This window comes from Neorhizobium tomejilense (genome assembly GCF_964254135.1).
In the GTDB taxonomy this organism is placed as follows: Bacteria; Pseudomonadota; Alphaproteobacteria; order Rhizobiales; family Rhizobiaceae; genus Neorhizobium; species Neorhizobium tomejilense.
The window spans coordinates 101,049-116,191 of sequence record NZ_CAXUSO020000001.1; the positions used below are offsets into that span (position 1 = coordinate 101,049).

Below are 15,143 nucleotides of genomic sequence, written 5' to 3' on the forward strand. Positions count from 1 at the left end.
TGTCGTCATTGACACGACTGCCGTCTGTCGAGGTATAACGTCTTTCAACACTGACACATGGGAGGATGAGACAGTGCTTTTTCCAACGACACTCGTAGGCAGTTATCCGCAGCCGGAATGGCTGATCGACCGCGCCAAGCTCGCGGGCCGTTTCCCGCCGCGCGTCCGCGCCAGGGAACTCTGGCGCATCCCCCAGGAATACCTCGCCGAGGCACAGAACGACGCGACGATCATGGCGATCAAGGCGCAGGAGGAGGCCGGCCTCGACATCATCACCGATGGCGAAATCCGCCGCGAGAGTTATTCCAACCGCTTCGCGACCGCGCTGGAAGGCGTCGATCTCGACAATCCGGGCTCGGCGCTCGATCGTTCCGGCCACCCGAACCCCGTTCCGCGCATTACCGGCAAGATCCGCCGCAAACACGCGGTCGAGGCCGAGGACGTGAAATTCCTGCGCAGCCACACGGACCGCAAGATCAAGATCACCGTTCCCGGCCCCTTCACCATGTCGCAGCAGGCCCAGAACGATTTCTACAAGTCGGAAGAAGAAGCCGCCTACGACTATGCCGACGCAGTAAACGCCGAGATCCGCGATCTCTTCGCCGCCGGCGCCGACGTGGTGCAGATCGACGAGCCCTATATGCAGGCCCGACCGCAGAAGGCGGAACAGTATGGTCTCGCGGCGCTCAACCGGGCGCTGGACGGCGTCCGGGGCACGACGGCCGTGCATATCTGCTTCGGTTATGCGGCCATCATCCACGAGCGGCCGTCAGGCTATTCTTTCCTGACCCAGCTTTCGGGCTGCTCCTGCCACCAGGTGTCGCTCGAAACGGCGCAGTCGAACCTCGATTGCTCGACGCTGACCGGCCTTTCCGGCAAGACGCTGATGCTCGGCGTCATCGACCTGTCGGACATGAATATCGAGACGCCGGAAACCGTCGCCGACCGCATCCGCCGGGCGCTGCCTTACGTCGAGGCGAAGAACATCATCGTCGCGCCCGATTGCGGCATGAAATACCTGCCCCGCGAGGTCGCCTTCGGCAAGATGAAGGCGATGGTCGAGGGCGCCAAGATCATGCGCCGGGAACTCGGCGAGGCTGCCTGATCTTCCAATTGAGTGCGTGGATAACAGGGGCGATTGCCACGGCAATCGCCCTTTTGTTTTGCGGTCTTGGCGTCTGAGCACACGCAATTCGAGAATATGTATCCCAAATATGTAAATTTTGACCGTTATCGACTTATAATCCAGTCTATTGTATCCCAAATAAAATCGATGTATACATTGCGCCAGAGGATTTTCGGCTGGCGGTTGGGCGATCTGCCCCACACAGGCTGGTCCGATAGGAAGATCATGGCGACCCTTGTTCTCATACCCGGACTTGTATCGGACGCGATCGTCTGGGCGCCCTTGGCCGAAGCGGCGTCTGGCTTCATGCCGGTTCATCACGCCGATCTCTCCGACGGCGCATCGATCACCGGCATGGCTCGAACGCTTCTCGATGAGACGGATGGCGATATCGTTACTGTCGGCCACTCGATGGGCGGGCGTGTCGCCCTGGAGATGGCTCGCATGGCGCCGGACCGGGTTCGCGGTCTTGTGCTGGCCAATACGGGGCATCATCCAAAGCGCGAAGGCGAGGAAATCAAGCGTCAGCAGATGATCGATCTCGGCAACCGCAGCATCGAGGACCTGGCGCAGCAATGGCTGCCGCCGATGCTCGATCCGGCCCGCGTGGGTGACAAGGACCTGATCGGCCGCCTCCACGCCATGGTCCTCAGGGCAGGCTCGCAGGTTCATGAGCGCCACATTCGCGCCCTTATCGGCCGCCCGGACGCCAGCGCCTATATCGCCGGTCTTCGTTGTCCCATCCTGCTTGTCGCCGCTCGCCAGGACGGCTGGAGCCCGATCGCCCAGCACCAGGAAATCGCCGACGCAGCGCCGGATGCCGAGCTCGTCATCATCGAAAATGCCGGGCATTTCGCTCCCGTCGAACGCCCCGTGGAAACGACCGCCGCCATCACCGAATGGCTGGCGCGCAGATTTGGAGAATCCCAATGAGTGAAGCAGCAGCTACGATACCGGATACCCCGCTCTTCGACCGGGCAGGCTCGATCCGCGGCTACCGGATCAACAAGATGGCGATGGCGCTTGGCCAGCCCGCCAACCGCGCAGCCTTCAAGGCTGACGAAGAGGCCTATCTCGACAGTTTTGGTCTGAGCGCCCACGAAAAGTCGGCGATCATGGCCCGTGACTGGCACGAGATGGTGCGCCTCGGCGGCAACCTCTTTTTCATCCTGAAGATTTCCGCGGTCGATCCGACCCCGATCACCAGGATCGGTGCGGCCCAGGCCAGCATGGAACACGAAGACTTCCTGCATCTGAGACTGGGAAAAAAGCGCAATGGCTAAGATCATCGGTGGGCTTGGAACGAGCCACGTTCCCTCGATTGGCGCGGCACTCGACAAGGGGCTGCGCGACACGCCGGACTGGAAGCCGTTCTTCGACGGTTACGAAGTCGGCAAGCAGTGGATGCGGGACGCCAAGCCCGATATCGCCGTCGTTGTTTTCAACGATCATGGCAATACCTTCTTCCTCGACCGCGTGCCGACCTTCGCCGTCGGCGTCGCCGAGACCTACAATCCGGTCGACGAAGGCTGGGGACCGCGCGCCATTCCGGCATTCGAAGGGGCAGTCGATTTCTCCTGGCATTTCGTCGATAAGCTGGTCGAGCGTCATTTCGACCCGATGGTCTGCCGGGAGATCGAGGTGGATCACGGCCTGCAGGTGCCGATGGAACTGTTCTTCGGCCGGCCGGAAGCCTGGCCGGTGAAGGTTCTGCCGATCTGGGTCAATACCATCCAGTATCCGATCCCCACCCCGCAGCGCTGCTGGGAAATGGGCAAGGTCCTGCGCGAAGCGATCGAGAGCTGGCCGGGCGACGAGCGCGTCGTCATCCTCGGCACCGGTGGTCTGTCGCATCAGTTGCAGGGCGCCCGTGCCGGCTTCATCAACCAGGCGGCCGACCGCGCCTGGCTGGACGGCATCGCCAGCAATCCGGAACCCTATCGCGCCATGAGCCGCGAAGACTATGTGGAACAATTCGGCTCCGAAGGCGCCGAACTGATCATGTGGCTCGTCATGCGCGCCGCGATGAACAGCGACGTCAATCTCATCCACAAGCACTACCACGCCCCGGCATCGATGACCGGCGCCGGCATGGTCGTGCTGGAAAATGCGGCCTGATCCGATGTTTTTCCTGATGCGCTGCCTGCACAATGAAGGCCAGGATGCCGCCCGCGATACCCACCGCCCGTCGCACCGGGCCTGGGTCCAGTCGGGCGGTGAAGGCCTTGCCGCGGTCCTGATCGGCTCGGCCCTTGTCGACGAGGGCGGTTCGTCGCTTGGCAATTTCGGCATCCTGGAGGCCGCGAGCCTCGAAGAGGCGCAGGCTTTTGCGCAAGGCGATCCCTTCAATCGTGCCGGGATCGTTTCGGCGATCGAGCTGACGCAGCTGCCGGACACGTTCCAGGCGGCTCGGATCAGCGATCCGATGACCCCGCGAAAGAACGGCTAATCCATTTCGGCCAATAAAAAGCCCGCCATCCGGCCAGGATGGCGGGCTTTTCGTCATGTCGTTCAGTCCCCGATCGTCTCATGGGCATCCGCCTTGCCCTCGGCCCAATATCCGGCGGCCTTGATCCAGGCGAGCGGATATCCGCGCTTCTCGACCAGATAGGCTCGAACTGCACGGGCGACCGAAGCTTCGGCGGCGACCCAGACGAAGGTCTCGGGCTGAAGCGCGATCGTCTCGAGTAGGGAGATCAGCCCGGAGGCGTCCGTGGCGCGGGAAAGAGGGCGGTGCACCCAGAGCGTCTCCAGCGACGCCGGCGTCTCGAAGACCTGTTCTTCTTCAGGCCCGGTGACCAGCCCGATACTCGTGATCACGGCGTCTTCGCCCGCCTCCTCGATACGCCGCCCCATCGCCGGAAGCCCGGTCTCGTCGCCGATAAGCAGCCAGCGGTTCACGCCCGAGATGACGGCTGAACCTCGCGGGCCGCCGATCGACAACGTGCTGCCCGGCTCGGCATCAAGCGCCCATCGCGTGGCGGGACCGGCATCGTGGACGGCGAAATCGAGCACCAGCGACCTGGCGTTCTGATCGTACCGCCGGGGCGTATAGTCGCGGCGCTCCGGTTCACCGGCTTCAGTCGGCAGGAAAATCTTGACGTGGTCGTCCGGCGCAGCGCTGACGAAATCCGAAAGATCCTCGCCGCCGAGGGTAATGCGCAGCATCTGTGGCGTGATGCGCTCGACGGTTTCGACCGTCAGCACACGACGCTTGAGTTCGTGACGAATGCGCTCGATCTTGGGAGCGGAGGAAGTCTGGTTCTGGGTCGTAAGGTCGTTCATCTGTGTCCTTTCACGGGATGTCGATGTCGACCTGCCGGACACAGCCGCGCAGACCGAAACCGGCAATGCCCGATCGATCAGCGCGTTGAGTGACGTTAACGCTTACGTGCGAACCCTTGCGGCACTCGCAGTGTGAGCTCTAGGTAGGCGGGCAAAGCCCGGACGACAAGAGTTGCCGAGCGTCAATTCCGGTAATTCTGCAAGTCGGGAAACTGCGAACGGCTGTCGTCTTCGCAGCGATGGCCTCGACATCCACCTTCCCTGCACCAGATATCTCCAGTCGTTCAGCCTTTGTGAAGGACTGACGGCCAATGTGCTGCGATCCCTGGGCGATTCGCCCGACAATATGGAGATGGCATGACGCTGCTGCAATTCCCCGCCGATCGGCGCACCGCTGACGTAAAACGTTGCGCCGAGGCGCTTCTGCGGCTTCACGGCGAACAGGCGAACCGTTTCTGGAGATCGGAAATGGCCAGTTTTGCGGCAGTTCTCAGAGCCCAGGGTGTGGCAGACGAGGAAATCTCCCGCCAGGCCGGCCTGTTCATGCACGCCGTCCAGATGCAGCTTCAAAGCGATTGCCTCGACGACGAAACGAGCCTTGTGGCGGGTTGACGCCCGCCGGCCTTCGCGCCGAGATATGGGCGACGCGGGGGCTATGGAAGAATTGGAAGATAACTGGTGCCGCTTGCAGGACTCGAACCTGCGACCCCATCATTACGAATGATGTGCTCTACCACCTGAGCTAAAGCGGCACGGGCAGCGGCCGGTTTTGCCGGGGCTGCGAGTGATGCGGCTGATACAGGCAATGACCTGTGATTTCAAGCCGGGTTTTCGGCTTCTCGACGATTTTCCTGAAATGACGGTTATTATCCAGCCGTTAGTTCAGACCGTAAGGCGCTCGCGCGCTGCCCGGTATTCGTTTTCCAGACGGTCGACGAGTTCGGCGACCGGAACCACCGCCTTGACCGCGCCGACGCCCTGGCCCGCCCCCCAGATCTCCTTCCAGGCCTTCGGCCCGCTGACCGCCTGGTCGAAATCCATCTTGGACGGATCGGCGACCGGAAGGGCGCCCGGGTCCATGCCGGTGGCGGTGATCGAACCCTTGAGGTAGTTGCCGTGGATGCCTGTGAAATAGTTGGAGTAGACGACGTCGGCAGCATTCGAGTCGACGATCATCTGCTTGTAGCCATCGACGGCGCGCGCCTCCTTCGTGGCGATGAAGGGCGAGCCGATATAGGCCATGTCGGCGCCCATGGCTTGGGCGGCAAGGATGCCGCCGCCGGTGGCGATCGCGCCGGCGAGCAGAAGCGGCCCGTCGAACCATTCCCGGATTTCCTGCATCAGCGCGAAAGGCGACAGCGTGCCGGCATGCCCGCCGGCGCCGGCCGCGACCGCGATCAGCCCGTCGGCGCCCTTGCGGATCGCCGAATTGGCGTGGCGATTGTTGATGATGTCGTGCAGTACGACGCCGCCATAGGAGTGTACGGCGGCATTCACCTCTGGCACGGCGCCGAGCGAGGAGATGACGATCGGCACCTTGTATTTCACGCACATCATCAGGTCGTGCTCCAGGCGCTTGTTGGAGGTATGGACGATCTGGTTGACGGCAAAGGGAGCGGCAGGCCTCTCGGGGTTGGCGGCGTTATAGGTGGCGAGATCCTCGGTGATCATGGCCAGCCACTCGTCGAGCTGGCTTTCCGGCCGCGCATTGAGCGCCGGGAAGGCGCCGACGACGCCGGCCTTGCATTGCGCCAGTGTCAGTTCCGGATGAGAAATGATGAACAGCGGCGACGCGACCACGGGCAGGCGGAGCCTGCCCTTGAGGACTGCTGGAAGCATGGATCAAAAACCTCCCGATTGACCTTTACGCAAACGTAAATCCGTCTACCAGATCGCGGCAGCCTCGAAAAGCCGGTGGAAAGATTTTCGAAGCAGATCTCCGCAACGCCCGGCAGGGGCTCCCGACATATCCTGTCCTTATTTTTCGCCATGGTGCAGTCGAAGGCGGTGCTTGCAGTTCCGCGGCGGAGGGGTTACCGAAACGTAAACTCCCGCGCGGTGGGAATGACGATGAAGAAGGACCGGCAGTGAGCGGTTTGGAAACGGCCATCAGAAACGCACTGGATCGCTCGAACCGGGCGGACCGGGAGATCAGGGCGCGTATTTATCAGTCGGCGCGCCAGGCACTGGACGCTGGCCTTCGCAAGCAAGGCGTTACCGACCGGTTGATCATCATGCAGCAGCATGAACTCCTGGAGCGGAAGATCCACGAGATCGAAATGGCGGAAGTCGAGCGCCTGGTTGAACCCGCGCCGGGACCCGCCGTGGAGCTCGAACCGGAACTGCCATACGCCGCGGAACCCATGGCGGTGGAGTCTCCGGTCATGCCGGCCAGCCCGCGGTCGGAGGCGACGCCACGGCCGGCGGCACCTTCACCTGTCGCGCCGTCCATCGATACCGTTTCGGGTGAGGCGCGCGCTCCATCTGCTGCTGCGATGTCCTCCGGCGATCTTGGCGGCGTCAGCCCCGCGCGTGGCGAGCGGATCGAAGCCGAGCCATCCCAACCGGAACCTCCGGCGAAAGCCGCAAAGCCGGGCAAGCCGAACAGGAACGCCCGCCCGTCCACCGATAGCGGGCTGGACGTTCCCCCGGAACGGGCGGCCAAACCGCGAAAGCGTCGAGGTTTCCTGTCGCATCTCCTGACCTGGGTCATCACCCTTGGCGTGGTCGGCGGCGCCTGCTGGTGGTTCTATCAATCCGGTCTGGTGCAGTCGATTGTCGAGGAGGCGATGAAGTCGGCCGACCGCTCGGTCGCCAGCCAGGCGGCGGGAGGCCCGGTCGCCTTCGATCCACGCCGCGGTTTTTCCGACGAGTGGGTGGAAATCTTCGTGCCCGCCAAGGCGGCGGAAATGAAAGCCGGCGGCCAGGCGAAAGTCGAGGCGGTGGCCGCATCGGAAGGGCAGGCCGTGCGCATCGCATCGGCAACGTCAGGCGACGGCGGCGATGTCTCGGTCGAAGTGCCACCGGAAGTGCTGCGCGAAATGGCCGGCAAGAGTTCGACGGTGGCCCTGACCCTGCAGTCGGGGCAGAACAGTTCCGTGCAGCTGTCGGTGCGCTGCGATTTCGGAAGCCTCGGCAACTGCAGTCGTCATCGCTTCACGGCAACGCAGGAGAAGCTGGAGGCGCTCTTCCGGGTGACCTTCGAGCGGTCGCTTGCCCCCAACCGGCCCGGCCGCCTGATCTTCAACAGCGGTATCGACGGCGCGGACCGGGCAGTGCTGCTCTATTCGGTGCGCATCCTGCCCGGCCAATGACCCTTTATCTCAAGAACTTCGGGCCGAAACCGAAGATCTTGTCGTCGATCTCGCCGATGGCGTCCTTGTCCTTGCCCTCATAGTCGAGCGACAGCAGGATATGGCGAATGACGTTGAGGCGGGCGCGGCGCTTGTCGTTGGCCCGCACGACCGCCCATGGCGTCTCCTTGTTGTGGGTCCTTTCGAGCATCGCGTCGCGCTTCCCGGTGTAGTCGTCCCACTTGTTGAACGCGGCGATATCCATCGGCGACAGTTTCCAGATCTTGAGCGGGTCGTGCCGCCGGTCATGGAAACGCTTGAGCTGCATCTCGCGGCCGATATCCAGCCAGAACTTGAAGAAGATGATGCCTTCGTCGGAAATCGTGTCCTCGAAGCGCGGAACCGCTTTCATGAAATCCTTGTACTGTTCCGGCGTGCAGAAGCCCATCACCGGCTCGACTCCGGCCCGGTTGTACCAGGAGCGGTCGAACAGCACGATCTCGCCCGAGGTCGGGAAATGCGAGATGTAGCGCTGGAAATACCACTGGCCGGCCTCGGTCTCCGTCGGCTTGTTGAGCGCCACCACGCGGGCCGAACGCGGATTGAGGTAGGCATTGATCGAAAAGATCGTGCCGCCCTTGCCGGCCGCGTCGCGGCCCTCGAACAGCGCCATCATCCGCTTGCCGGTCGCCTTCAGCCAGAACTGCACCTTGACGAGTTCGACCTGCAGCTTTTCGAGCTGCTTTGCGTATTTGTCCTTGTCGAGCTTGTCGTCATGGGGATATCCGCCGGAGCCAAGGGCATGCTCCTCGATCCAGGCCGGCAGTACCGGGTCGTCGATATCGAACTGCTTGAGCTTGCCGTTGATGTCGATGCTGACTGCCCGGCTTTCGGTTTTATCCGCCATGATAGTGCTTCCTCCGATCGATCCGCCGTACGGGGCGGTAGCCGATATGTAACGCAAGTTCGAAATTCCGCTACTCTCCGGATAACGCCAATTTTCCAATATCCCAACGGAAGCGATGTATATCTGTCATGCAAGGGATATATGAGCGCGTGTTCAACCTGTGAAAGCTGCGAGTCTGCCTGTGGAGTCGGTACTGGAGAAATGGCGTCGGGGTCTGGGCACGCTCGTTGCGAGGGCCCGCCAGGAACGCGCTCTGTTGCTGCTTCTGACCCTGCTGGCGATGATCGCGTACCTGATCGGCATGGACTGGGTGGGCGTGTTGGTGGGCTGGCTGCTCCTGGTTCTGGTCGTTGTCGGCCGCAAGCCTGTCGTCCTTCCGCCGCCGGCCCCGGAGATGGTCGAGGAAGAGCGGCCGGGCTTCCAGCCGTTACCCCAGGTGGCGGCAACGCTCGGTGCCTTGGATATTCCGGCTTTCGTGCTCGGCGAGGACGTCACCGTCCTCTATCAGAACAAGGCTGCCGAAAGGGCTTTTGGAATTCTTTCTCCAGGTTCGCACCTTTCGGCACGGCTGCGGTCCCCCGGCATTCTCGACATGGTGCGGGAAACCATCGCGACCGACGAACCCAACCAGATCGAGCATTCCGAGCGGTTGCCTTCCGAGCGCGTCTATACCCTGCGCATCGCGCCGATCGATCTCGGCCAGCCGATCCAGCAAAATCCTGAAGGGGTGGCGCAGAAGCTATATCTCCTCTCCTTCAGGGACATTTCGGAATTGCGCCGCATCGATCGGATGCGTTCGGATTTCGTCGCCAATGCCAGCCATGAGCTGCGCACCCCACTTGCCTCGCTGCGAGGCTTCATCGAGACCCTGCAGGGGCCGGCGCGCTCCGACCCTGCCGCGCACGAGCGGTTCCTCGCCATCATGTTTGACCAGGCGACGCGCATGAGCCGTCTTGTCGACGATCTCATGTCGCTGTCGCGTCTGGAGCTCAAATCCCATATCGCACCGGACCAGACGATCGACCTGAAGCCGCTGATCGGTCATGTGCGGGACGCGCTGGTGCCGCTCGCCGACGACCTCGGGGTGGAAATCCGCACGCATCTGCCGGAAGGCAAGGTGGAAGTGCTGGGCGACCGCGACGAGCTCGTCCAGGTTTTCGAAAACCTGATCGAGAACGCCTGCAAATACGGCCAGGAAGGCAAGTTCGTCGACGTTTACCTCAGGAACGGCGCTTCCGATCCGGTGGAAGTGACCGTTGTTGACCAGGGGCCGGGCATTCCGGCCGAGCACGTTCCGAGGCTGACCGAGCGCTTCTACAGGGTCAGCGTGGCCGACAGCCGTTCCAAGAAAGGCACGGGCCTCGGCCTTGCAATCGTCAAGCACATCCTGACCCGCCACAGAGCCCGCCTGATCGTGAAGTCGGAAGTCGGCAAGGGAAGCGAGTTCACCGTCAGGTTCTGACAAAAGAGAGTGCTATCGACGTCCCATGTCTGGCGCCCCGGAAGGTGCTCGCTTTTCCAGCAGGCAGGATGTCATCCGCACCGTCCGCGGCGCGGATTATTCGATGGAATCTTGAGGACGCGGCGTCAGGCCGCTTCGGTCTGCCGTTGCCATTCCGGCAGCGGAAAGATGCGGTCATAGGCCCAGTTGAAAACGAAGGCATAGACCACGTAGAAGACCGCGAACGACACGTCCATCGTCAACGCATGGACGAGGCTGATGCCGAGATACCAGGCGATCAGCGGCAGAAGCGCAATCAGCAGACCAAGTTCGAACAGCACCGCATGCGCCACACGTATTGGGGTGTTTTTCTGCGTGCCGCCGGTAAAGCGCTGCATCAGGTGGTCGAAGCCGAGATTGTAGAGATAGTTCCAGCCGGTGGCGATCGTCGCACTGCCGATGCCGACCACGCCGATATCGGCGGCCGGCATGCCGAAGGCGAAGGAGCCGAGCGGTGTGATGAGAGCGAGCCCGATCAGTTCGAAGCTGATGGCATGGCGGATACGGTCGCGAGTCGAGCGCATGATGACCTCCTGGGTGCTTTCCGGGTCGTCCCGGAGTTTTTGCCCGAATGGGGGAGGTCGTCCTCGCCGTCTTGCAGATAGGTCGAATGCCGATCCGGAGCAAGGCTTGGCCGGCATATCTGCCATGCGCAACAAAAAAGCGGGCCTGAGCCCGCCTTCGATCTTGTCCTCGTGTCGCGCCGCCGCTCAGACCCGAGCAGCAACCTTGCGGCGCTCGTTGACCGGCTGGTAGGCGAGCTTTGCATGATAGCCGCAATAGGGCGATGCATCCGGGGATTCACAGCCGCAGAAGTGGAAGTCGTCCTTGAGCGGATCCCCGACCGGCCACTTGCAGGTGCGCTCGGTAAGCTCGGTCAATGCCAGGCGACGGGAGATCGGCACCACCACGTTGGAGGCGGGACGATATTCCATCTCCTGATAGGGTTCGATTTCGACCTCTTCCTTGACCATCGTCGCGCCGACGGCGCGGGTAACGGTCCGGGTCGTGACGCGCGATGCATAATTCGGAGCCCGCGGCGCCGATGTCGTGCGCTTGGCCGCAGCTGAACGGCCCGTCGCTACCGTGCCGCCGGCTTTCGCCCGGCCCGGCAGGCTGAGACGGTGCACCTTGCCGATAACGGCATTTCGGCTTACGCCTCCAAGTTGCGCTGCGATCTGGCTGGCGCTGAGGCCCTCCGACCATAATCTTTTGAGCTTCTCGACACGCTCGTCTGTCCAGTTCATGCCCGTTCTCCGCCTTTGAACGTTGCTGGCATGCAGAATCCTTCCACCTTTGCTGCGAAATTCATTTCGCAGCACCCACTATATCTATGCTTGAGGTGACTAGTTCCGCCGCATGCAGTCTAGTAATTGATCTTTAACCTAGTGTGAGGCTGACTCCGTGGCAAGAGTCGGGGGAATCTGCGGGAATCGATTTCGTGGTTTTCCCCAACTTGCTGTCCGGGAGAGTCATTTTTGTCACATTGGCTGGCGCCTGCCGCTTTCCGGCCCGGGCCGGCCCAAAACGCCGAGCTTTGTTGACATTGATGGCCTAAACCCCGATAGTGCCCCCGCCGCCCAGTGGGCGGCATTTTTGATTTTTTCGGCCCCTTCCATGGGCCTTTCTGGATTGCCTAGAGGAGTGATGTCGCCATGGCTGAAGCCGCGCTTTTCGACACTTTTGCCCGGGCTCCGCTGCGTTTCGAGCGCGGCGAGGGCGTATGGCTTGTGACGGAAAGTGGGGAGCGATATCTCGATTTCGGCTCCGGCGTCGCCGTCAATTCGCTTGGTCACGGCCACCCGCACCTCGTCGGCGCGCTGAAGGCGCAGGCTGACAAGGTCTGGCACACGTCCAACATCTTCGAACAGCCGGGCCAGGAGACGCTGTCGCGTCGTCTCGCCGACAATTCTTTCGCGGATAAGGTGTTCTTCACCAATTCCGGCGCCGAGGCGCTCGAATGTGCCATCAAGACCGCGCGCCGCTATCAGTTCGTGAAGGGTCATCCGGAGCGTTTCCATATCATTACCTTTGAAGGCGCCTTCCACGGCCGTACGCTGGCGACCATCGCTGCCGGCGGCCAAGCGAAGTATCTCGAAGGTTTCGGCCCGAAGGTCGAAGGCTTCGATCAGGTGCCGTTCGGCGACATGGATGCTCTGAAGGCTGCGATCACCGATGCGACCGCGGCTATTCTGATCGAGCCGATCCAGGGCGAGGGCGGTGTCCGGCCGGTTCCGAAGGAATTCCTCCAGGCGTTGCGCCAGGTCTGCGACGACAACGGCCTGCTGCTGATCTTCGACGAGGTGCAGACCGGCGTCGGCCGTTCCGGCAGGCTGTTCGCCTATGAATGGGCGGGCGTGGCGCCGGACATCATGGCGCTTGCCAAGGGCATCGGCGGCGGCTTCCCGCTCGGCGCATGCCTTGCCACGGCGGACGCCGCGTCCGGTATGACCGCTGGCACCCATGGCACGACCTACGGCGGCAATCCGCTCGCCACGGCGGTCGGCAATGCCGTGCTCGACGTGATTCTGGGCGACGGCTTCCTGGAAAACGTCCGCGACGTCGCCTTGGTGTTGCGCCAAGGGCTCGCGAGCCTCAAGGACCGCTTCCCCGACGTCATCGAGGACATCCGTGGCGAAGGCCTGCTGCTCGGGGTGAAGGCGAAGGTGCCCGCGGGTGATCTGGTTGCCGCCATACGCGGCGAATACATGCTGACCATTCCGGCCGGCGATAATGTGGTGCGTCTCCTGCCACCGCTCACAGTCACAGCGGAGGAAGCCCGAGAGGGGCTTGCCCGCATCGAGAGGGCGGCGGAAAAGCTTTCCGCTTCCGAGATGAAAAAATCGGCCTGAGCGGGCAAAAGGGGGACGCCGTTGCTGGTTTCCCGCTTCACAGGGAACATCACATGGCATCTCCCAAGCATTTTCTCGATCTTTCCGCCGTTTCTCCGGCCGATCTCAGGGCTATCCTCGACGACGCTAAGGTCCGCAAGCAGGCGACCAAGGCCGGTACCGCGGAAAAGCCGCTCGCCGGCAAGATGCTGGCGATGATCTTCGAAAAGCCCTCCACGCGCACCCGCGTATCCTTCGATGTCGGCATGCGCCAGCTCGGCGGCGAAACGCTGTTTCTGTCGGGTACCGAAATGCAGCTCGGTCGCGCCGAGACGATCGGCGATACGGCCAAGGTCCTGTCGCGTTACGTCGATGCGATCATGATCCGCACCACGGATCACGCGCGCATGCTGGAGCTTGCCGAACACGCGACCGTGCCGGTCATCAACGCCCTGACCGACGACACGCATCCCTGCCAGATCATGGCCGATATCATGACCTTCGAGGAGCATCGCGGGCCGATCGCCGGCAAGACGGTCGCCTGGACCGGCGACGGCAACAACGTGCTGCATTCCTTCGTCGAAGGTGCCGCCCGTTTCGGCTATCGCATGAACATGGCGGTGCCGATGGGCTCGGAACCCTCCGACAAGTTCCTCAACTGGGCACGCAACAACGGCGGCAACATCATGCTTTGCCATGATGCCGAAAAGGCGGTTGCCGGCGCCGATTGCATCGTTACCGACACGTGGGTGTCGATGAACCAGGAGCACAAGGCACGCGGCCACAACGTCTTCCAGCCGTTCCAGGTCAATGCCGACCTCATGAAGCGTGCCGACAAGGATGCGCTGTTCATGCACTGCCTGCCGGCCCATCGCGGCGAGGAAGTCACCGACGAGGTGATCGACGGGCCGCAGTCGGTCGTCTTCGACGAGGCGGAAAACCGCCTGCACGCGCAGAAGTCCATTCTCGCCTGGTGCTTCGGCGCCGTCTGAGTTCAACGTCCCGGATGGAGGACGCGGAGAGCCGGCGGCGGCAATCAACCTTGATTTCCGCCCCGCAATCCCCCATTTGTCGGCTTTCAACAATACGCCGTCTTCTGGACTGGCGTTTCAACACACATCGTCGACGTCTTTTCCTCCGGCCAGCGGTTCCGCTTGGGCTGGCGCTTGTGTAAAGGTTTGGGTCGGCGCGAAGGAGTGAAGTCATGGCGGAAGCGACTGTGGAACTCAACGAACTCGACTTTGCCGGAGACGATCGGGTCGTTCCCTTCCAGGTGGAAGGTCTCGACGTGCGCGGCCGTGCGGTCCAGCTCGGGCCGCTGCTCAACTCCATCCTCAGCCGTCACGAATATCCGGGCCCGGTCGCGCGGCTGCTTGCCGAGGCGATCGTGCTGACGGCCCTGCTCGGCACCTCGCTGAAATTCGATGGCAAGTTCACGGTGCAGACCAAGGGAGACGGCCCGGTCGATCTGCTGGTCGCGGATTTCTCGACGCCCGACAGCCTTCGTGCCTATGCCCGTTATGATGAAGAGGCGCTGGCCGCTGCTGTCGAGGAAGGCAAAACTTCGCCGCCCGATCTTCTCGGGCAGGGAGTGCTTGCGTTCACCATCGACCAGGGCCGCGGCATGCAGCCGTATCAAGGCATCGTGCCGATGGACGGCTCATCGCTCGAGGAGATTGCCGGCGTCTATTTCCGTCAGTCGGAGCAGATCCCGACCAGGGTCCGCCTGGGCGTTGCCGAACTCTTCGACCGCGATGCCGATGGCAAGCCGCGTCACAACTGGCGGGCAGGCGGGCTTGTCGCGCAGTTCCTGCCGCACGCGCCTGAGCGCATGCGTCAGCCGGACCTGCATGGCGGCGATGGTGACGAGCGCGATTTCGAGTTCACCGAGGACGATTCCTGGGCCGAAGCCCGCACGCTGGTGGAAACGATCGACACCGACGAGCTGACAGACCCGCGGGTCGCAATCGAACGGCTGCTGTTTCGCCTGTTCCATGAGCGCGGCGTGCGGGTCTATGCGCCGCACCCGGTGTTCGATCGCTGCAGCTGCTCGCGCGACAAGATCAAGGGCGTTCTCTCGGGGTTCTCTGCCGAGGAGATCGAGGCGAGCGAGGAAGATGGCGAGATCGCCGTCACCTGCGAGTTCTGCTCGACCACCTATCGCTACAAGGCGGATGAATTCGCCGCAGCCTGATTATCG

The 15,143-nt window shown here is 62.5% G+C and carries 16 protein-coding genes and 1 tRNA gene; 11 read left to right on the plus strand and 6 right to left on the minus strand.

Going from position 1 to position 15,143, the window contains the following annotated elements:
* Nucleotides 1-73 precede the first annotated feature (73 nt).
* From ACSQ3G_RS00510 to ACSQ3G_RS00530, 5 genes are all read left to right on the plus strand, one after another.
* Nucleotides 74-1,105: a uroporphyrinogen decarboxylase family protein gene (locus tag ACSQ3G_RS00510; protein WP_436108682.1), complete on the plus strand. Its 1,032-nt coding sequence runs from the start codon at nucleotides 74-76 to the stop codon at nucleotides 1,103-1,105.
* A 246-nt stretch (nucleotides 1,106-1,351) separates the two neighbouring features.
* Nucleotides 1,352-2,059, plus strand: a complete 708-nt coding sequence (locus ACSQ3G_RS00515; RefSeq protein WP_436108683.1) for an alpha/beta fold hydrolase — start codon at nucleotides 1,352-1,354, stop codon at nucleotides 2,057-2,059.
* The gene (locus tag ACSQ3G_RS00520) at nucleotides 2,056-2,409 is read left to right on the plus strand and encodes an extradiol ring-cleavage dioxygenase (protein WP_436108684.1); all 354 of its coding nucleotides are present in this window, start codon (nucleotides 2,056-2,058) and stop codon (nucleotides 2,407-2,409) included. The genes ACSQ3G_RS00515 and ACSQ3G_RS00520 overlap by 4 nt, the downstream gene beginning before the upstream one ends.
* Nucleotides 2,402-3,244: a class III extradiol dioxygenase family protein gene (locus ACSQ3G_RS00525; RefSeq protein ID WP_007755301.1), complete on the plus strand. Its 843-nt coding sequence runs from the start codon at nucleotides 2,402-2,404 to the stop codon at nucleotides 3,242-3,244. Before ACSQ3G_RS00520 ends, ACSQ3G_RS00525 begins: the two co-directional genes overlap by 8 nt.
* Nucleotides 3,234-3,575 (plus strand): YciI family protein, encoded by a 342-nt coding sequence (locus ACSQ3G_RS00530; protein ID WP_436108685.1) that lies wholly within the window; start codon nucleotides 3,234-3,236, stop codon nucleotides 3,573-3,575. Before ACSQ3G_RS00525 ends, ACSQ3G_RS00530 begins: the two co-directional genes overlap by 11 nt.
* 62 nt (nucleotides 3,576-3,637) lie before the next feature.
* On the opposite strand, the gene ACSQ3G_RS00535 is transcribed toward ACSQ3G_RS00530, so the two are convergent.
* Complete coding sequence (locus ACSQ3G_RS00535; RefSeq protein WP_436108686.1) at nucleotides 3,638-4,411, minus strand: siderophore-interacting protein; 774 nt, start codon at nucleotides 4,409-4,411, stop codon at nucleotides 3,638-3,640.
* A gap of 357 nt (nucleotides 4,412-4,768) precedes the next feature.
* On the opposite strand from ACSQ3G_RS00535, the gene ACSQ3G_RS00540 reads away from it, so the two are divergent.
* Nucleotides 4,769-5,023 carry a DUF6074 family protein gene (locus ACSQ3G_RS00540; protein WP_250809315.1) on the plus strand — a complete coding sequence of 85 codons (255 nt, stop codon included), beginning with the start codon at nucleotides 4,769-4,771 and terminating at the stop codon, nucleotides 5,021-5,023.
* Between the two features lie 64 nt (nucleotides 5,024-5,087).
* On the opposite strand, the gene ACSQ3G_RS00545 is transcribed toward ACSQ3G_RS00540, so the two are convergent.
* Nucleotides 5,088-5,163: transfer RNA gene (locus ACSQ3G_RS00545), tRNA-Thr, on the minus strand.
* Nucleotides 5,164-5,293: 130 nt separating this feature from the next.
* Complete coding sequence (locus ACSQ3G_RS00550; RefSeq protein ID WP_436108687.1) at nucleotides 5,294-6,250, minus strand: NAD(P)H-dependent flavin oxidoreductase; 957 nt, start codon at nucleotides 6,248-6,250, stop codon at nucleotides 5,294-5,296.
* Nucleotides 6,251-6,498: 248 nt separating this feature from the next.
* On the opposite strand from ACSQ3G_RS00550, the gene ACSQ3G_RS00555 reads away from it, so the two are divergent.
* The gene (locus tag ACSQ3G_RS00555; RefSeq protein ID WP_436108688.1) at nucleotides 6,499-7,725 is read left to right on the plus strand and encodes a hypothetical protein; all 1,227 of its coding nucleotides are present in this window, start codon (nucleotides 6,499-6,501) and stop codon (nucleotides 7,723-7,725) included.
* A 4-nt stretch (nucleotides 7,726-7,729) separates the two neighbouring features.
* On the opposite strand, the gene ppk2 is transcribed toward ACSQ3G_RS00555, so the two are convergent.
* Nucleotides 7,730-8,611 carry a polyphosphate kinase 2 gene (gene ppk2 / locus ACSQ3G_RS00560; protein WP_436108689.1) on the minus strand — a complete coding sequence of 294 codons (882 nt, stop codon included), beginning with the start codon at nucleotides 8,609-8,611 and terminating at the stop codon, nucleotides 7,730-7,732.
* Nucleotides 8,612-8,891: 280 nt separating this feature from the next.
* Here ppk2 and phoR point away from each other — a divergent pair, with 280 nt between their 5' ends.
* Nucleotides 8,892-10,073 (plus strand): phosphate regulon sensor histidine kinase PhoR, encoded by a 1,182-nt coding sequence (phoR, locus tag ACSQ3G_RS00565; RefSeq protein WP_436111646.1) that lies wholly within the window; start codon nucleotides 8,892-8,894, stop codon nucleotides 10,071-10,073.
* 125 nt (nucleotides 10,074-10,198) lie between these two features.
* Here phoR and ACSQ3G_RS00570 read toward each other — a convergent pair whose 3' ends face one another.
* Both ACSQ3G_RS00570 and ACSQ3G_RS00575 read right to left on the minus strand, forming a co-directional pair.
* Nucleotides 10,199-10,636, minus strand: a complete 438-nt coding sequence (locus tag ACSQ3G_RS00570; protein WP_436108690.1) for a PACE efflux transporter — start codon at nucleotides 10,634-10,636, stop codon at nucleotides 10,199-10,201.
* A gap of 186 nt (nucleotides 10,637-10,822) precedes the next feature.
* Nucleotides 10,823-11,359 carry a GcrA family cell cycle regulator gene (locus ACSQ3G_RS00575; protein WP_046664813.1) on the minus strand — a complete coding sequence of 179 codons (537 nt, stop codon included), beginning with the start codon at nucleotides 11,357-11,359 and terminating at the stop codon, nucleotides 10,823-10,825.
* Between the two features lie 408 nt (nucleotides 11,360-11,767).
* Between ACSQ3G_RS00575 and ACSQ3G_RS00580 the strand changes: the two genes are divergently transcribed.
* The 3 genes from ACSQ3G_RS00580 (at nucleotide 11,768) to ACSQ3G_RS00590 (ending at nucleotide 15,137) form a co-directional block, all read left to right on the plus strand.
* Nucleotides 11,768-12,964, plus strand: coding sequence for an aspartate aminotransferase family protein (locus ACSQ3G_RS00580; protein WP_046603194.1), 1,197 nt, complete (start codon nucleotides 11,768-11,770; stop codon nucleotides 12,962-12,964).
* A gap of 53 nt (nucleotides 12,965-13,017) precedes the next feature.
* Complete coding sequence (argF, locus tag ACSQ3G_RS00585) at nucleotides 13,018-13,935, plus strand: ornithine carbamoyltransferase (protein WP_105404046.1); 918 nt, start codon at nucleotides 13,018-13,020, stop codon at nucleotides 13,933-13,935.
* 212 nt (nucleotides 13,936-14,147) lie between these two features.
* Nucleotides 14,148-15,137 carry an Hsp33 family molecular chaperone gene (locus tag ACSQ3G_RS00590; protein ID WP_105404047.1) on the plus strand — a complete coding sequence of 330 codons (990 nt, stop codon included), beginning with the start codon at nucleotides 14,148-14,150 and terminating at the stop codon, nucleotides 15,135-15,137.
* Nucleotides 15,138-15,143 lie beyond the last annotated feature (6 nt).

Coding starts and splice junctions, on each gene's coding strand:
- ACSQ3G_RS00515 (WP_436108683.1), top strand. CDS start 1,352: ATGGCGACCCTTGTTCTCATACCCGGACTTGTATCGGACGCGATCGTC.
- ACSQ3G_RS00520 (WP_436108684.1), top strand. CDS start 2,056: ATGAGTGAAGCAGCAGCTACGATACCGGATACCCCGCTCTTCGACCGG.
- ACSQ3G_RS00525 (WP_007755301.1), top strand. CDS start 2,402: ATGGCTAAGATCATCGGTGGGCTTGGAACGAGCCACGTTCCCTCGATT.
- ACSQ3G_RS00530 (WP_436108685.1), top strand. CDS start 3,234: ATGCGGCCTGATCCGATGTTTTTCCTGATGCGCTGCCTGCACAATGAA.
- ACSQ3G_RS00535 (WP_436108686.1), bottom strand. CDS start 4,411: ATGAACGACCTTACGACCCAGAACCAGACTTCCTCCGCTCCCAAGATC.
- ACSQ3G_RS00540 (WP_250809315.1), top strand. CDS start 4,769: ATGACGCTGCTGCAATTCCCCGCCGATCGGCGCACCGCTGACGTAAAA.
- ACSQ3G_RS00550 (WP_436108687.1), bottom strand. CDS start 6,250: ATGCTTCCAGCAGTCCTCAAGGGCAGGCTCCGCCTGCCCGTGGTCGCG.
- ppk2 (WP_436108689.1), bottom strand. CDS start 8,611: ATGGCGGATAAAACCGAAAGCCGGGCAGTCAGCATCGACATCAACGGC.
- phoR (WP_436111646.1), top strand. CDS start 8,892: ATGATCGCGTACCTGATCGGCATGGACTGGGTGGGCGTGTTGGTGGGC.
- ACSQ3G_RS00570 (WP_436108690.1), bottom strand. CDS start 10,636: ATGCGCTCGACTCGCGACCGTATCCGCCATGCCATCAGCTTCGAACTG.
- ACSQ3G_RS00575 (WP_046664813.1), bottom strand. CDS start 11,359: ATGAACTGGACAGACGAGCGTGTCGAGAAGCTCAAAAGATTATGGTCG.
- ACSQ3G_RS00580 (WP_046603194.1), top strand. CDS start 11,768: ATGGCTGAAGCCGCGCTTTTCGACACTTTTGCCCGGGCTCCGCTGCGT.
- argF (WP_105404046.1), top strand. CDS start 13,018: ATGGCATCTCCCAAGCATTTTCTCGATCTTTCCGCCGTTTCTCCGGCC.
- ACSQ3G_RS00590 (WP_105404047.1), top strand. CDS start 14,148: ATGGCGGAAGCGACTGTGGAACTCAACGAACTCGACTTTGCCGGAGAC.